The sequence below is a fragment of the Lysinibacillus fusiformis genome (assembly GCF_002845985.1).
Taxonomy (GTDB): domain Bacteria; phylum Bacillota; class Bacilli; order Bacillales_A; family Planococcaceae; genus Lysinibacillus; species Lysinibacillus fusiformis_D.
In genome coordinates this window covers 670,195-686,074 of sequence record NZ_PDFK01000001.1, presented here as the reverse complement: position 1 = coordinate 686,074, position 15,880 = coordinate 670,195, and the positions used below count along the sequence as shown (strand labels likewise).

At 38.2% G+C, this 15,880-nt stretch carries 16 protein-coding genes and 1 other annotated feature; of the genes, 15 read left to right on the top strand and 1 reads right to left on the bottom strand.

Annotated features, from left to right (window positions below):
- Window positions 1-71: 71 nt before the first annotated feature.
- From sigG to ileS, 8 genes are all read left to right on the top strand, one after another.
- A complete protein-coding gene (gene sigG, locus CRI88_RS03495; protein WP_004227313.1) occupies window positions 72-845 on the top strand; it encodes an RNA polymerase sporulation sigma factor SigG in 774 nt (257 codons plus the stop codon).
- 128 nt (window positions 846-973) lie between these two features.
- Window positions 974-1,216, top strand: a complete 243-nt coding sequence (locus CRI88_RS03490) for a PRC-barrel domain-containing protein (RefSeq protein ID WP_230593885.1) — start codon at window positions 974-976, stop codon at window positions 1,214-1,216.
- A gap of 118 nt (window positions 1,217-1,334) precedes the next feature.
- Complete coding sequence (locus CRI88_RS03485; RefSeq protein ID WP_036125178.1) at window positions 1,335-2,039, top strand: YggS family pyridoxal phosphate-dependent enzyme; 705 nt, start codon at window positions 1,335-1,337, stop codon at window positions 2,037-2,039.
- Window positions 2,023-2,520 carry a cell division protein SepF gene (locus tag CRI88_RS03480; RefSeq protein ID WP_036125175.1) on the top strand — a complete coding sequence of 166 codons (498 nt, stop codon included), beginning with the start codon at window positions 2,023-2,025 and terminating at the stop codon, window positions 2,518-2,520. Before CRI88_RS03485 ends, CRI88_RS03480 begins: the two co-directional genes overlap by 17 nt.
- 20 nt (window positions 2,521-2,540) lie before the next feature.
- Window positions 2,541-2,822, top strand: coding sequence for a YggT family protein (locus CRI88_RS03475; RefSeq protein WP_058843470.1), 282 nt, complete (start codon window positions 2,541-2,543; stop codon window positions 2,820-2,822).
- A gap of 273 nt (window positions 2,823-3,095) precedes the next feature.
- Window positions 3,096-3,884 carry a YlmH family RNA-binding protein gene (locus CRI88_RS03470; protein WP_058843471.1) on the top strand — a complete coding sequence of 263 codons (789 nt, stop codon included), beginning with the start codon at window positions 3,096-3,098 and terminating at the stop codon, window positions 3,882-3,884.
- A gap of 95 nt (window positions 3,885-3,979) precedes the next feature.
- Window positions 3,980-4,504 (top strand): DivIVA domain-containing protein, encoded by a 525-nt coding sequence (locus tag CRI88_RS03465; RefSeq protein WP_036125171.1) that lies wholly within the window; start codon window positions 3,980-3,982, stop codon window positions 4,502-4,504.
- A gap of 96 nt (window positions 4,505-4,600) precedes the next feature.
- Window positions 4,601-4,824: a binding site (T-box leader), on the top strand.
- Window positions 4,825-4,935: 111 nt separating this feature from the next.
- Window positions 4,936-7,704: an isoleucine--tRNA ligase gene (gene ileS / locus CRI88_RS03460; RefSeq protein WP_036125168.1), complete on the top strand. Its 2,769-nt coding sequence runs from the start codon at window positions 4,936-4,938 to the stop codon at window positions 7,702-7,704.
- Window positions 7,705-7,808: 104 nt separating this feature from the next.
- Here the strand turns inward: ileS and CRI88_RS03455 are convergent, their stop codons facing one another.
- Complete coding sequence (locus CRI88_RS03455) at window positions 7,809-9,005, bottom strand: helix-turn-helix transcriptional regulator (RefSeq protein WP_036125166.1); 1,197 nt, start codon at window positions 9,003-9,005, stop codon at window positions 7,809-7,811.
- A gap of 203 nt (window positions 9,006-9,208) precedes the next feature.
- Here CRI88_RS03455 and CRI88_RS03450 point away from each other — a divergent pair, with 203 nt between their 5' ends.
- The 7 genes from CRI88_RS03450 (at window position 9,209) to CRI88_RS03420 (ending at window position 15,879) form a co-directional block, all read left to right on the top strand.
- Window positions 9,209-9,544: a DUF485 domain-containing protein gene (locus CRI88_RS03450; protein ID WP_036125161.1), complete on the top strand. Its 336-nt coding sequence runs from the start codon at window positions 9,209-9,211 to the stop codon at window positions 9,542-9,544.
- Window positions 9,545-9,568: 24 nt separating this feature from the next.
- On the top strand, window positions 9,569-11,137 hold the full coding sequence (locus tag CRI88_RS03445; RefSeq protein ID WP_101966395.1) for a sodium/solute symporter: 1,569 nt from the start codon (window positions 9,569-9,571) through the stop codon (window positions 11,135-11,137).
- A gap of 167 nt (window positions 11,138-11,304) precedes the next feature.
- Window positions 11,305-11,784: a signal peptidase II gene (lspA, locus tag CRI88_RS03440; RefSeq protein ID WP_036125155.1), complete on the top strand. Its 480-nt coding sequence runs from the start codon at window positions 11,305-11,307 to the stop codon at window positions 11,782-11,784.
- Window positions 11,781-12,692, top strand: coding sequence for an RluA family pseudouridine synthase (locus tag CRI88_RS03435; protein ID WP_036125153.1), 912 nt, complete (start codon window positions 11,781-11,783; stop codon window positions 12,690-12,692). The genes lspA and CRI88_RS03435 overlap by 4 nt, the downstream gene beginning before the upstream one ends.
- Window positions 12,693-12,932: 240 nt before the next feature.
- Complete coding sequence (pyrR, locus tag CRI88_RS03430; protein WP_089931954.1) at window positions 12,933-13,478, top strand: bifunctional pyr operon transcriptional regulator/uracil phosphoribosyltransferase PyrR; 546 nt, start codon at window positions 12,933-12,935, stop codon at window positions 13,476-13,478.
- A gap of 17 nt (window positions 13,479-13,495) precedes the next feature.
- The gene (locus CRI88_RS03425) at window positions 13,496-14,806 is read left to right on the top strand and encodes a uracil-xanthine permease family protein (RefSeq protein WP_058843474.1); all 1,311 of its coding nucleotides are present in this window, start codon (window positions 13,496-13,498) and stop codon (window positions 14,804-14,806) included.
- A gap of 194 nt (window positions 14,807-15,000) precedes the next feature.
- The gene (locus CRI88_RS03420) at window positions 15,001-15,879 is read left to right on the top strand and encodes an aspartate carbamoyltransferase catalytic subunit (protein ID WP_058843475.1); all 879 of its coding nucleotides are present in this window, start codon (window positions 15,001-15,003) and stop codon (window positions 15,877-15,879) included.
- The last annotated feature ends 1 nt before the right edge of the window (window position 15,880 follow it).

The window sequence follows — 15,880 nt, the reverse complement described above, 5'->3', positions numbered from 1 at the left end:
CATATTCTTGTTTCTCTCGGACAAACTGATGTCACGGTTTAGTCAGAGAATAACATCCGGAGGAATCGAATATGCGAACAAAAGTAGATCTTTGCGGCTTAGATACATCGACTTTGCCAATTTTAAAGCACGAGGAAATGAAGGAACTCTTCATCCGTTTACAAGCTGGAGAAACTGAGATTAGAGAAGAGCTTGTCATGTGCAATTTAAGGTTAGTGCTTAGTATTGTCGGTAGATTTGCCTATCGGGGTGAACAGGCAGATGATTTATTTCAAGTGGGCTGTATTGGGCTCATGAAAGCCATTGATCATTTTGATTTAAAGCATAATGTAAGATTTTCGACATATGCTGTACCAATGATTATTGGTGAAATTCGTCGCCATCTGCGTGATCATCATGCATTGCGTGTATCGCGCTCTCTAAGAGATATAGCTTATAAGGCAATGCAGGCAAAAGAGCAATGGATAACCGATAATTTGCGTGAACCAACGATTGAAGAAATTGCTGAGATGATTGACATGAAAAAAGAAGATGTTTTATTCGCTTTAGATGCCATTCAAGATCCAGTTTCATTACAGGAGCCCATTTATTCAGACGGTGGAGACGCTGTTTATATGATGGACCAATTACGTGATGATGATGTATCAGAGGATCAATGGGTTGCCTACGTGTCGGTAAAGGAAAGTTTGCAAAAGCTAGATGAACGTCAGCAAATGATCGTTGCAAAACGTTTCTATTATGGCGAAACGCAAACGGAAATCGCGAAGGAATTGGGGATTTCCCAAGCACAAATTTCACGTCTTGAAAAAAATGCTATTGAAACAATGCAAAAAGATTACAAATAAAAAAATGCGCATCGGATTATTCGGTGCGCATTTTATCTTCATTCAATGAACAAGTGATACATAAATATAAAGTAACAGCTAAGTTTGATGATAGAAATGAATGTACAAAAATAAAGAATAGAGGAGGTATGTCATTGCGTTTTTCATTATTACAGCAAAAAGAAGTGATTGAAGCAGGAAATGGGCGATTTATAGGTTTTGTAATAGATGCTGAAGTCTCAAAAGAAACGGGCTATGTGACAGCATTTTTGATTGCAGAGCCTCGTAAATATCTTGGTTTTTTTAAAGGGGAAGAGTCTGTAAGAAAAGTGTATATGAAAGATGTGCTTGTCGTTGGCAAGGATGTTATTTTAGTTAAAGCACTTTCCTAAGGCATATGTTAATAAAATTGTGGTGAATGTAAACTGACATAGGTCAGGCTATTCATTGATAAATCAAGCATTGCTTGTTACAATAAAAGAAACTATTGTTGTAAAGTTGGGAAAAACAGTGACAAAAATCTTAACAAATTTAAACAAACTACATGATTTAATAACAGCAGCAGAAAAAAAAGGCAATCGTCAGGGTGATAAAGTCCAAATAATTGCCGTAACGAAAGAAGTTTCTGTTGAAAGAACACAAGAAGCAATTGATGCAGGACTCTCTCATTTAGGAGAAAATAGACCTGAAGGCCTGCAACGTAAAATTGCAGAGATTCATGCTGATGTACATTGGCATTATATCGGGTCACTTCAAACACGTAAAGTAAAACAAGTCATTAACAGCATTGATTATTTACACTCCTTAGATCGTTTGAGTCTGGCAGAAGAAATTGAAAAAAGAGCAGATCGGCCAGTTAAATGTTTTGTACAAGTAAATGTTTCGGGTGAAGAATCAAAACATGGCTTAAGTATCGAAGAAGTTTTGCCTTTTGTAGAAGCGTTAAAGAGTTTTACAAAGATTCAAGTTGTAGGTTTAATGACCATGGCACCAAATACAGAAGACGAAGCAATCATTCGCTCTGTTTTCAAGCAATTAAAACAATGTCAACAGCAAATAGCCGAGCAAGGATTCGCACACGCACCTTGTACCGAGTTATCAATGGGCATGTCTAATGACTTTGAAATTGCGGTAGAGGAAGGGGCTACTTTTGTTCGAGTCGGAACGGCTCTTGTTGGAAATGAAAGAGGGGAACAGGATGAGCATGAAAAATAAAATTAAAAACTTCTTTTACCTTGAAGAAGAACTAGAAGAAGAAATCACGCAAGCTCCTATTCAGCAGCAACAGCCCATACAACAACAGCAACCGATTCATTCCGTAAAGCCTAAAAAAACGATTAAAGAGCGTAGGGCGCCTATTCAAGAAATTATGCCGCAAAGTTCAGCAACGCCTAACAACATTGTAAGCTTGCAGGCAGCTATGAGCTCTAAGGGAGCAAAAGTTGTTTTAATTGAGCCTAGAGTTTATGCAGAAGCACAAGATATCGCGGAGCATTTAAAAAATAAGCGTGCTGCAATTGTCAATTTACAACGTATTGAACGAGAGCAAGGTAAACGCATTATTGATTTTTTAAGTGGTACAGTCTATGCACTTGCCGGGGATATCCAACGTATCGGTAAAGATATCTTCCTTTGTACGCCAGATAATGTAGAAGTGACTGGTGAAATTACAAACTTTATTTTAGACGATAATTAATAGCGAGGATTGTAGTTTATATGACTTTTTTTATAATACTTGGTTATGTATCATTAGCATTTAGAATCTATTCATTTATGCTAATTGGCTATATTTTAATGTCTTGGGTGCCTGCCGCTCAAAATTCAGCCATTGGACGTATGCTTGAAAAAGTGTGTGAGCCGTATTTAGGGATTTTCAGAAAGTTCATTCCACCACTTGGAATGATTGATATTTCACCAATTGTGGCTATCTTCATGTTGAATTTTATTGAACGAGGGCTTGTTATAGTCATCCAGAAAATATTTCTTATGTTCGTTTAGCAGTAAATCCTCACTCTTAGGTGGGGATTTTTTATTTAGCAATGTTTTTGTACGGAAAGAGCAACGGTGGTTCAAAAAAATAGAGGGTGATAAAGGTTTATTTAACGGGTGTTCAAATATCCTTGTATAATGAGACTGCCCCAGTGGAAAAAAGAGCTTTTCAAGTAAATGTAAAAAAATTATACTCAATGATGCAAAGACGTCATAACTTGGAAATACTATGTTCATCCAGCCCACCAAGCATATAGAACTAGTGAAAGAGGAGACAACGAGATGGAACACTTAATTCAGCATTTTCGAAAAGATGAACAACCGTTTATTGAACAAGTAATAAGTTGGCAGCGTGAGGTAGAGGATCGCTATGCACCTAAGCTAACAGATTTTCTTGATCCCAGACAGCGTTTTATCGTGACATCTATTATCGGACAGGACGATACATTGAAAACGGCATGTGCAGGGTTATTTGACGGGGCAGAGAGACAGCGTATGCTTATTTATCCTGCTTACTATGAAGTTATGGAGGAAGACTTTCAGCTGACAGTATTTACAATTCACTATCCTATGAAATTTGTCCAGCTCCGGCATCCAGATGTGTTAGGGGCCTTGTTATCATTAGGCTTGAATCGTGGTAAATTTGGTGATATACGTGTCAATGAGCAGCAGGTGCAATTTGTAGTAGCACAAGAGGTAGCAGATTATGTTCGTTTGCATTTAACGGGTATTGGTAAAGTCAAGGTACATGTTGAATCTTTAAAGCAAGACGAGCCACTTCTCTTCAATGAGGATGAGTGGTTTGAGGAATCTCATACTGTTTCATCCATGCGTTTAGATGTGATTATCGCTACCATTTTAAATGTGTCACGTCAAAAGGCACAAGCTTTGATTACTGGGAATAAAGTACGTGTCAATTGGACAGAGCGAGATACAGTTGCCTTTGAATTACAAGAAGGGGATATTTTATCGATACGAGGGAGCGGTCGTGTGAAAATTATTATGACAGAAGGCCGTACAAAAAAGGATAAAATCCGTCTGCAAATCGGTCGATTGGCCCAAAAAAGCTGAAAGTGAAGTAAATTTCATTAATTTTTACTGCTAAGTTGTCGGAACAATTGTATAATAGAAATTACGAATGTACATGTAAAGGAGAGAAGGATTGTATGCCATTATCACCTATTGATATACATAATAAGGAGTTTACAAAAGCTTTCAGAGGTTATGCTGAAGATGAAGTAAATGAATTTTTAGACCAAATCATTAAAGACTACGAAATTTTGTTACGTGAAAAAAAAGAGGTTGATAAGCAATTAGAGATGGCCTTAGAACAGGCGAGGCATTTTAGCTCCTTAGAAGAAACTTTGCAGAAGTCCATTGTTGTTGCACAAGAAGCGGCTGATGAAGTGCGAAGAAATTCACAAAAAGAGGCTAAACTCATTGTAAAAGAGGCTGAGAAAAATGCTGATCGAATTGTCAATGATGCTTTAACAAAAGCTCGTAAGGTGACGATTGAAATTGATGAGCTTAAAAAACAATCTAAAGTATTCCGTAATCGTTTCAAGATGCTTGTTGAGGCACAGCTTGATTTGCTTAATGCTGATGACTGGGATCATTTGCTTCAATATGATATTGATTTAACAGAAATTCAAGCATCTGTTGAGGAAGCACAAGAATCTGAAGAGATGTAACTTTTCTTTTTAATGGTTGCACTCGACAAATGAAACTTGACGCCATTGTTTGAATTTCATATACTTTGTAATAGTAATTATTTTGAAAAGATATGCATACAGGCAGAGACGAAGACAGTATTTGTTAGGCGTAGTTAAGCGATTTGGGGACAGTGAGAGCCCAAACATGCAACTAACATTGAACATCACTTCTGAGCTAAATAGCTGAAAAAAGTAGGTTATTTCGTGATGCACGACGTTAACGTGCTTGAAAGAGGTAGTGCAATATTTTTGTGCTACAAGTAGGGTGGTACCGCGAGTAGAAGCTTCTCGTCCCTTAGTGGGATTGAGGGCTTTTTTTATTTGTTCACGAATTGTTTGAGTTGCGTTTGCCAATAACTGTCCTAGAAGTAATTGTCTATATGCTTGGGTAAAATAAAGGAGGAATTTTAATGGTTGAATACAAAGATACGTTATTAATGCCAAAAACAGATTTCCCAATGCGTGGGAATCTACCGGCGAATGAGCCAAAAACGCAAGAAAAATGGAATGACATGGATATTAACAAATTACAGATGGAACGTACTGCCGATCGTCCAGAATATGTTCTACATGATGGTCCTCCCTATGCAAATGGTGATATCCACATCGGCCATGCCTTAAATAAAGTATTGAAGGATATGATTACACGTCATCGTTCAATGACTGGCTACCATGTGAATTATATTCCAGGCTGGGATACGCACGGTCTACCAATTGAACAAGCACTGACAAACAAAGGTGTAAAGCGTAAAGAAATGTCAGTAGCAGCATTCCGCCAACTTTGTGAAGAGTATGCATATGAGCAAATTGATAATCAACGTGCCCAATTCCGTCGTCTAGGCATTCGTGGTGATTGGGAAAACCCTTATATTACATTAAAGCCTGAATTTGAAGCACGTCAAATTGAAGTGTTCGGTAAAATGGCTGAAAAGGGTTACATTTATAAAGGCTTAAAACCAGTTTATTGGTCACCATCTTCTGAGTCTGCTTTAGCAGAAGCTGAAATTGAATATAAGGACATCAAATCACCATCAATCTATGTTAGCTTTGCTATTAAAGATGCGAAAGGCATTGTACCAGCAGATGCTAAATTTATTATTTGGACAACAACACCTTGGACATTACCAGCAAACTTAGGCATTTCTTTAAATCCTGAATTTATGTATGTTGTAGTTGCTGTAGCTAATAAAAAATTCATCATTGCCAAAGAATTATTAACATCAGTAGCGAATGCCCTTGGATGGGAAGACTATGAGGTTGTTCAAGAAGTAAAAGGGGAAGCACTTGATCGTCTTGTAGCGCAGCATCCATTTTATGATCGTGAATCTCTTATTATGGTAGGAGAACACGTAACTGCTGAAGCGGGTACAGGTTGTGTTCATACAGCTCCTGGACACGGGGAAGACGATTATCATATTGGTAAACAATATGGTTTAGGCATTCTTAGCCCTCTTGATAATAGCGGCTGTTATACAGATGAAGCACCTGGTTTTGAAGGCGTGTTTTATAATGATGCCAACAAACTTGTAACAGAAAAACTAAAAGAAGTAGATGCATTAGAAAAACTTGACTTCTTTACGCACTCTTATCCACATGACTGGCGTACGAAAAAACCTGTTATTTATCGTGCGACACCACAATGGTTTGCCTCTGTTGAAGCATTCCGTGGTGAGTTGTTAGAAGCTGTAAAAGCTACAGCATTTACACCAGCTTGGGGAGAAACTCGTCTTTATAATATGATTCGTGATCGTGGAGATTGGGTTATTTCACGTCAACGTGCTTGGGGTGTGCCGATTCCAATTTTCTACGCAGAAAACGGAGAGCCAATTATTACACCTGAAACAATTAGCCATATCTCAGCATTATTCCGTGAGCATGGATCCAATATTTGGTTCCAAAAAACAGCAAAAGAATTATTACCAGAGGGCTTTACACATCCAGGTAGCCCGAACGGCGAATTCACAAAAGAAAATGATATTATGGACGTCTGGTTCGATTCAGGTTCATCCCACCAAGGTGTACTTGTAGAGCGCGGCATGAAATATCCAGCTGATTTATACTTAGAAGGCTCTGACCAGCATCGTGGTTGGTTTAACTCATCTCTTATTACATCTGTTGCTATTAATGGCTATGCACCATATAAAGGACTATTAACACATGGTTTTGTTCTTGATGGTGAAGGACGTAAAATGAGTAAATCATTAGGAAATGTGATCATTCCACAAAAAGTAATGGATCAGTATGGAGCAGATATTCTTCGTCTATGGGTTGCTTCTGTTGACTATACAGCGGATGTACGAATTTCGATGGATATGTTAAAGCAAGTATCAGAGGTGTACCGTAAAATTCGTAATACATTTCGTTTCTTACATGGCAATATCGCTGATTTCGATCCAAAGAAAGATCGTGTTGCCTATGCAGAGCTTCGTGAGATGGATCAATATGTCTATATGCGTTTACAGGATGTCTTACAAACTGTTCGTGCAGCATATGATCGTTATGATTTCGCTGCTGTTTATCACATCGTCAATAATTTTGTCGCAGTCGAGTTATCTTCATTCTATTTAGATATTGCAAAAGATGTTGTCTATATCGAAGGTCACGACAATAAAGATCGTCGAGCGATGCAAACAGTTATTTACGATACATTAATGACATTGGTTAAAATCATGACACCAATCATCCCTCATACAACAGATGAAATGTGGTCTTATCTACATGCCCAAGGTATTGTAGAGGAAGTTTCTGTTCAATTAACGGACTTCCCAGAGGTAGATGTTCAAGAGAATTTTGAAAGCCTACGTACAAAATGGGAAAATATTATTGATGTACGTGACGATATCTTAAAAGCATTAGAGGAAGCTCGTAATGCTAAAACAATAGGTAAATCACTAGAAGCAAAAGTAACAGTATATGCCAAAGAGGATGTTGTAGCCTTATTGAATGATGTGAACATTGACTTTGCACAGCTTTCAATCGTTTCTGCTTTTGAAGTAGCTACTATTGATGAGGCGCCTGCTGAAGCTTTAGCACTTGAGCATGTATCCATTGTAGTTGAGAAGGCAACAGGGGAGAAATGTGAGCGTTGCTGGTCAATTTCTGAAACAATTGGTGCAAATGAGGCACATCCTACAGTTTGTGCGCGCTGTGCAGAAGTTGTAGAAAAATATTACGTTTAACGGAAATGAATAATAAGAATCTGCATTTCTATTGTAGATCATACGCAAGTCTCCTTGATGGGGGCTTGCTTTTTTTCATGGAGGTTTTGCAGATTCTTGTTAGATTATTTAAATAAAATTTCTGTCGTATTGCGATAGTCCGTTGGAGAGATTCCTACATATTTTTTAAAGGTTAAACTATAGTAATTAGGTGTATTAAAGCCACAGGTGGAGGAGATCTTTTCTACGGTATAGTCGTACTTCCGTAGAAAGGGTAAGCTCTTGATGAGGCGTGTAAAGGCGACATAGTCAACGAAATTACGACCAGTCTCTTTTTTAAATAGCCTGCTAAAATGTGTGGGACTAAAGCTTATATATTTTGCAACATCACGAACGGTCAATTGCTCATCATAATGTTCTTCAATATAATGAATGGCCTTTTGAAGCTGCACATGCTTTGTTAAATCTTCATAATATCTGATATGAATATTATCTATAGGTGGTTTTCTACGTGCTTTTCGTGCTTGACTATAGGACTCCTTTACGTGCATTGCGTCCTGAAACACTCCTCCAACCCCCATGAAAAGATGGATACAATAGTCCTTTTTAAGTGTCTCGATGACCTCCAATAGACATGATTCGCCTACTGTCCAATGTTTAAAAGAGTTATACTCAGTCGGAATTCTCATGAGAAGTAATAAGTAGCGTTCGAAATGTAAAAAAGATAAGGGTGCTTTATTGGCAAAATGCTGACGAAAAACATTTGTAATGTTACTGCTTGCGTCATGAGGAATAGCATCACTATCGATATAGCCCTGAATTAAGAACACAATATTAGGAATACAATTTGTTGATAAAAATGATGCAGATTGAATGATTTCTTGTTCATTATCAATTTCGCCACGTATAAGACGTTTCAAAAATGCTTCTCTGAACGGAGAGGTATGATGCTGGGACACTTGTTGTGATAGCTCAAGCATTGTGAGTGTACTTGCTTTCTTGTCCTGATAGGATGTGTACAGTTTTTTTACGATTCGTAAAAATTTTGATTTCTGTAATGGTTTTATGAGAAGTGCAGGTAAAACTAATTCAATTGCTATACCAGTCGAGTAGGTGAGGTGTTCTGTAACAATTGGGACAATTATACTATTAGGATAATTTCTTTTTAATCGATTAATCTTCACCCAATCAAATAACCGATTGACCTCATAGACAATAATGACCTCATCTTCTCGCTTAGGCACTTTACACTCCTCCAAAGCATTTGGTAAAACCTCTTTTAACCATTCACTCATTTGCTGTTTATCAAATGAGCTTTCCATATACCATACCACCTTTAAAATGCTACCAGCCTCCTACGAATGAAAAGATAAAAATATTTTAACTTAAAATAGCAATTATTTGTACTAATACAGCAAAATTTTATATCTATATTGTGGTTGAAATAGAATAAAATAATTGTAGTGCATAATAATTTGAAATTTCAGATAATTATTCGCTGATATGACAAAGGGGGAGTTAGCTTATGGCGGAAGTAGGCAGTCATGATTATGACTACGTGGAGGCAGGAACAATTGATGTGAAAGATCTACCGCCTCTAGATGCAACAACAAATAAAATTATGAAGGATGAATTTACAACAGGTTTAGGCTTAACGGTATTTTACTTTATTTTGATTTTTAGTATTCCTGTTATGAATTGGTTTGCTCCAGCATTTGCATTCAAGAAAATATGGGGCGGTATGACAGTCACATGGTTTGTGACAACGATTGTCATGATGGCTATGGCTTTTATTATTGCGTATGTGCATACGGCCATGTATGAGAAGCGTTTAAAAAAATACGATATAGCAAATAAGTAGGTGAAACAAAGGGGGAAGTGTTGAATGATGGAAGCTCTTTTAGAACCAAAGATGTTAATGACCGTTGCGTTAATGGGAACGATTGTCTACATTACGTATTTAACCAAGAGAAATGCAACAGCTTCGGATTTCTTTGTAGGTGGCCGAAGCTTTGGATGGTTTACAAATGGTTCTGCCATTGGCGGAGATTATTTAAGTGCAGCAACATTTCTTGGAATAGCTGGTTTAACATTTCAACTAGGTTATGATGGTGCTTATTATGCTTTTTGTTTCTCTATTGGATTAACATTATTAGCTATTTTCGTAGCGGGCCCTTTAAGAAGATTTGGTGCATTTACGGTTGCTGATTTTTTAGGTTATCGTTTTCATAGTAGCAGGGCTCGACTCGTAGCGGTTGCAGTCGTTTTAGCCATCTCAGGCTTTTATGCGGCTCCTCAATTACTAGGTGCTGCTCAAATATTAAGTATGTTTTTTGGTACTTCCTATGAATTTGGCATTATCTTTACATGTGTTGTCATGGTTTTTTATGTAGGGATAGGTGGAATGAAAGGTACGACAATCAACCAAGCTTTGGAGCTGTGGATTCGCCTTGGCGCATTTATTGTGATGTTAATTGCTGCAGTTTATGGTGGTTTGCATTACGATAAAATTTTAGCTGCCATCCATTCATTCAGTGGCTCTATTACAGGAACTTCTCCGTATGCCTTAGATGGTAATGATGTGAATTTTGATGGTGCCGCTTGGACAGGCACAGGCTTTTATTTCCCAACATTTTGGCAAACTATTAGTATGACCATTGGTTTAGCCTTAGGGACAATTGGGCTTCCCCATATATTATTACGCTTTTATACAAACCCAAGTGCTAAAGCAGCGCGTAAATCTGCGCTCATGGCTATTGGCATTGCTAGTACGTTTTTCTTATTAGCTGTTTATTTAGGTGTTGTAGGCCGATCTATTTTCATTTCGGGAACAGCTAGTGAGGAGGTAATGCGTGATTTAGTATTAGGTGGGAATAACATGGTCATTCCGACGACAGCCCTTGCGCTAGGTGGTAAATGGTTACTTGGTTTAGTAATTGCAGGTGCATTTGCAGCTATTTTCTCTAATCTTTCAGGGCTATTTATTACAAGCTCTGGCGCATTAGCCCATGATTTATATGCCAATATTATGAAAAAGGATATAACACAAAAACAACGTGTTGTAGCTGGTAAAGTGGCCATTGTATTATTAGGGATTTTATATGGAGCACTTGGTTTACTTGTCAAGGATGCATCCATCGGTCATTTAGTGGCGCTCGCCTTTACGGTTGCAGCAAGTACATTCACGCCAATCTTTATTCTCGGTATTTGGTGGAGGGGCATGACAGAGAAGGGTGCCATTGCAGGATTGCTCATTGGTCTTGGCGTGTCAATGTGGATGATCTTTTTACCAGGAACATTACCAAGTTTCTTGCAGTTTAAAATACCAGGTATTGTGACAGTACCGGTTGGCTTCTTATCTGTTATTATCGTGTCACTACTAGATCGTAAAGTTCCGGCTGATGTCAATGATTTCATGAAGCGAGTGCATTCGAAAGAATCTGAAACCGTTTAACTCAACAAGTCAGAGCTATTTCTATTGCTTAAAAAGTAAATAGAAATAGCTTTTTTATATTCTTGAAGGAGATTGGGCATCCGCCATCTTTTGATGTGATATTAGTTATTGTGATGGGTGCTGTTATGGTAGAATAGGTAAGATGTTGAGTGAACGGAGGAATGACTGTGTATAAATATTATGGATTGGCTGCTTTTGTTGTTTTATTAGATCAATGGACAAAATGGCTAATTGTGAAAAATATGGAGTATGCTGAACGCATTGCTGTGTGGGACCCATGGTTTGGCATTTTATCTCATCGTAATAGAGGTGCAGCATGGGGGATGCTAGAAGGGCAAATGTGGTTATTTAGTATCGTAACAGTTGCTGTCATTTGTGCCATTCTCTACTTTTATCATAAAGAGGCAAAAGGAAAGCCCGTTTTTCAAGTGGGTTTAATGCTATTACTTGGTGGCGCATTAGGAAACTTTATCGATCGTCTTTTTAGAGGAGAAGTGGTCGATTTTGTTGATGTTTTAATTCCAATTATTAATTATGACTTCCCTATTTTTAATGTGGCAGATGCTGCATTAACTATAGCTGTCGTTGTACTAATGATTGGTTTGATTATGGAAGATAAAAAAGAAAAGAAACAGGTGAAACAATGACGCAAGTAACATATACAATCGAAGAACAGCAGCAAGGAGAGCGCATTGATAAAGCACTTTCAAGCTTACAATCAGAGTGGTCACGTACACAAATTGGGAACTGGGTTAATGATGGGATTATCAAAGTGAATGGCGATGCTGTAAAAGCAAAATATAAAGTAAAAGCTGGTGATGTCATCTTGATTGATGTACCAGAAGTAGAAATTCTAGATGTAATAGCCGAAAAATTAGATTTGGATATTGTTTATGAGGATGCAGATGTCCTTGTTGTCAATAAACCAAAGGGGATGGTCGTTCATCCAGCACCAGGCCATATGTCCGGTACACTGGTAAATGGTTTAATGTATCAATGTAAGGATTTATCCGGTATTAATGGTGTGATGCGACCTGGTATTGTCCATCGTATTGATAAAGATACGTCAGGTCTATTAATGGTGGCTAAAAATGATACAGCCCATGAATCGTTAGTGAATCAGTTAGTGAATAAAACGGTGACACGTAAATATATTGCCCTTGTACACGGTCATATCGCACATGATAAGGGGACAATTGATGCACCGATTGGTCGCGATCAAAAGGATCGTCAAAAACAGGCAGTCGTTGATAACGGTAAACATGCGGTGACACACTTCCAAGTTGTGGAGCGTTTTGGTGATTATACACTAGTAGAATGTCGTTTAGAAACGGGACGTACACACCAAATTCGTGTGCATATGAATTATATCGGCTTCCCACTAGTGGGAGATCCAAAATATGGTCCGAAAAAGACAATAGACTTTGGTGGACAAGTTTTGCATGCTGCAACTTTAGGATTTGATCATCCTTCTTCTGGTGAATATTTGGAGTTTGAAACACCACTTCCAGTTGATTATGAGCAATTATTAAATGATTTACGAAATAGGCATTGACGAATAAGAAAAGAAAGTCTATACTAACCACAGTGAATGAACAACATAACTAAATATTCACCTTTAATAGCAGTCCAGAGAGGCTGAGAAGGGACATGTGATAGTGTTGCAAAAATTTGTGCTGCAAATTTTTCGACATGCTTTTTTCGACACGTATACAACCCCTCTCAGGCTATTCGCCTCGAGAGGTTTTTTTATGGACACATGGCTGACACTAGAGTAGAGAGAGGAGGAACGGATATGGCACAAAATGAATTATTAGATGGCCCATCAATGACAAGGGCACTCACACGTATTGCCCATGAAATTATTGAACGCAACAAAGGAATCGATGAATGTATTTTAGTTGGCATTAAAACAAGAGGTGCCTTTCTAGCCAAACGTTTGGCACAACGAATTGAAAAAATTGAAGGTAAACCTATTCGTACAGGGGAAATTGATATTACGCTATACAGAGATGATTTAACAACCAAACATGAAAACGAACAAGCACATGTAGAACAAGTTGATATTGAGTATGTAGTGAAAAATCAAAAGATCATTTTAGTAGACGATGTACTTTATACAGGACGAACAGTACGTGCAGCACTGGATGCTGTAATGGATTTGGGGAGACCTGCTCAAATTCAACTAGCCGTGCTAGTGGATAGAGGGCATCGAGAGTTGCCAATTAGAGCAGACTATGTAGGGAAGAATGTTCCAACTTCTGGCTCTGAGCGCATCATTGTCAACTTACAAGAAGTAGATGGAGAAGATTGCGTCATTATTTATAAAGAAGACGAATAATAAAGTGAGGAAACAATATGTCAAATGCAGTTTTAGATATTAAGGATAAACCAACTCCACTTCAGCTTGTGACATTAAGTTTCCAGCATATGTTTGCGATGTTTGGATCAACAATTTTAGTGCCACAGTTAGTAGGACTTAGTCCAGCGATTGCTCTTTTAACAAGCGGGATTGCTACATTATTCTTCCTATTAATTACGAAATTTCAAGTACCAGCCTATCTAGGGTCATCCTTCGCCTTTATAGCACCAATCATACTTGCGGCAGGCGGTTTAAATGATGATGGCTCGAGTGTCCACCCAGGCAATGCCATGATCGGTGCGATGGCTGTCGGGATTACGTATGGAATTGTATCCTTAATCATTTGGAAAAGTGGTTATAAGTGGATTATGAAAATTTTGCCGCCAATCGTGGTAGGTCCAGTTATTATGGTAATTGGACTTGGACTATCTGGTACAGCTGTGAATATGGCCATGAACGTCAATGGAGAGTATAGCTTTTTACACTTCTCAGCTGCTTTAGTTACGGTCTTTACAGCGATTATCTTTACGATTTTCTTTAAAGGAATTTTAAGCACTATGCCAATTTTGATGGGCTTAATCGTAGGGTATATTTACTCCATGATCGTAGACATCGTAGATTATACACCAATTGCCCAAGCAAAATTCTTCGCAATGCCTGATTTCTTAATACCAGGTGTGCATTATGAGTTTGAAATAACAACAAAAATTCTACTTATCATGGTACCAATCGTGATTGTAACAATTTCGGAACATATTGGTCACCAGCTAGTATTAGGAAAAGTAGTAGATCGAGATTATATTAAAGAGCCAGGGTTGCACCGTTCCCTATTAGGAGACGGACTTGGAACATTTGTGAGTGCTATAATCGGAGGGCCTCCGAAAACAACTTACGGTGAAAATATTGGTGTACTAGCTATTACTCGAGTGTACAGTATTTACGTTATTGCAGGTGCAGCAGTGGTTGCCATCTTACTATCATTCTTCGGGAAAGCAATGGCAGTGATTGCAACGATTCCAACCGCAGTACTTGGTGGAGTGTCTATCTTACTCTTCGGAATTATCGCAGCCAGTGGCTTACGTATGCTAGTAGATAATCATATTGATTTTGGTAATAGCCGTAACCTAGTTATTGCCTCAGTGATATTAGTCATTGGTATTGGCGGTGCCAAGTTTGTTATCTCTGAATCATTAAGTGTTGAAGGAATGGCACTAGCCGCGATTATCGGTGTGCTATTGAATGCGATTCTACCAGGTAAGAAAGAAGCAGATATACCCGTACAATACAATCAAAATAAAGATTCATAGTAGTACCTTTTAATGAATTGTCCAGAGAGGCAAAAAAAGGGAAGTTGTGGACAGGCTGAAGTAGGATGTATGTCTTGCTGTAGTTTGTCACGCCTCCTTATGCCTCGTTGATGACATCAACGGGGCTTTTACGTTATATACAGAGAACGTCATACATAGACGTTCACGATTCACAACCTAATGGAGGTCACATGATGAAGAACTTATTATCGATGGAACATTTAACAACAGAAGAGATTAACCAAATCCTAGATCTTGCGCAAGCATTTGAAAATGGTGAAACATCATCGTTATCTCGCCCATACAAAGTGGCCAATCTTTTCTTTGAACCAAGTACTCGTACAAAAACAAGCTTTGAAATGGCAGAATACAAAATTGGCTGTCATGTTATCCCTTTCGATGCAGGGTTTTCGAGTGTTACGAAAGGGGAAACGATGTACGATACTGTCAAAACGTTAGAAATGATTGGTTTAGATGCTGTCATCATTCGAGCTTCAGAAGATGAGTATTACAATGAGCTGCTGGATGGTATTAATGTAGCGATTATTAATGCAGGGGACGGTGCTGGGCAACATCCTTCACAATCCTTATTGGATCTTTATACCATCAAAAAAGAGTTTGGCTGTTTCGAAGGGTTGAATGTCACAATTGCAGGAGATATCTCTCATAGTCGAGTAGCCAAATCAAATGCAACAGCATTACAAAATTTAGGGGCAAATGTTCATTTCCTTTGCCCAGAAGAATGGTCTGGCGGTTTTGAAGCGCATCATTCATGGGATAATCTGATCGAAATAAGTGATGTCATTATGTTACTACGTGTGCAACATGAACGTCATAAAGTAAATAAAAGCTTCTCAAAGGAAGGTTACCATCAAGAGTTTGGTTTAACAATTGAACGAGAAAAGCAAATGAAAGAATCCGCCATTATTATGCATCCAGCACCCGTAAATCGTGATGTTGAAATTGCTTCTGAGTTAGTAGAGTGTGATCGCTCTCGAATTTTTGAACAGGTGCGGAACGGTGTTTACACACGGATGGCTATTATGGAAACCATTTTAAAGGGGAGAGAATAAC

What these genes read in the sequence shown, in the direction of transcription:
- CRI88_RS03480 (WP_036125175.1), top strand. Translation starts at nt 2,023, where the DNA reads ATGAGCATGAAAAATAAAATTAAAAACTTCTTTTACCTTGAAGAAGAA.
- CRI88_RS03450 (WP_036125161.1), top strand. Translation starts at nt 9,209, where the DNA reads ATGGCGGAAGTAGGCAGTCATGATTATGACTACGTGGAGGCAGGAACA.
- CRI88_RS03425 (WP_058843474.1), top strand. Translation starts at nt 13,496, where the DNA reads ATGTCAAATGCAGTTTTAGATATTAAGGATAAACCAACTCCACTTCAG.
- sigG (WP_004227313.1), top strand. Translation starts at nt 72, where the DNA reads ATGCGAACAAAAGTAGATCTTTGCGGCTTAGATACATCGACTTTGCCA.
- CRI88_RS03420 (WP_058843475.1), top strand. Translation starts at nt 15,001, where the DNA reads ATGAAGAACTTATTATCGATGGAACATTTAACAACAGAAGAGATTAAC.
- CRI88_RS03465 (WP_036125171.1), top strand. Translation starts at nt 3,980, where the DNA reads ATGCCATTATCACCTATTGATATACATAATAAGGAGTTTACAAAAGCT.
- CRI88_RS03445 (WP_101966395.1), top strand. Translation starts at nt 9,569, where the DNA reads ATGATGGAAGCTCTTTTAGAACCAAAGATGTTAATGACCGTTGCGTTA.
- CRI88_RS03455 (WP_036125166.1), bottom strand. Translation starts at nt 9,005, where the DNA reads ATGGAAAGCTCATTTGATAAACAGCAAATGAGTGAATGGTTAAAAGAG.
- CRI88_RS03475 (WP_058843470.1), top strand. Translation starts at nt 2,541, where the DNA reads ATGACTTTTTTTATAATACTTGGTTATGTATCATTAGCATTTAGAATC.
- pyrR (WP_089931954.1), top strand. Translation starts at nt 12,933, where the DNA reads ATGGCACAAAATGAATTATTAGATGGCCCATCAATGACAAGGGCACTC.
- CRI88_RS03435 (WP_036125153.1), top strand. Translation starts at nt 11,781, where the DNA reads ATGACGCAAGTAACATATACAATCGAAGAACAGCAGCAAGGAGAGCGC.
- CRI88_RS03470 (WP_058843471.1), top strand. Translation starts at nt 3,096, where the DNA reads ATGGAACACTTAATTCAGCATTTTCGAAAAGATGAACAACCGTTTATT.
- ileS (WP_036125168.1), top strand. Translation starts at nt 4,936, where the DNA reads ATGGTTGAATACAAAGATACGTTATTAATGCCAAAAACAGATTTCCCA.
- CRI88_RS03490 (WP_230593885.1), top strand. Translation starts at nt 974, where the DNA reads ATGTCATTGCGTTTTTCATTATTACAGCAAAAAGAAGTGATTGAAGCA.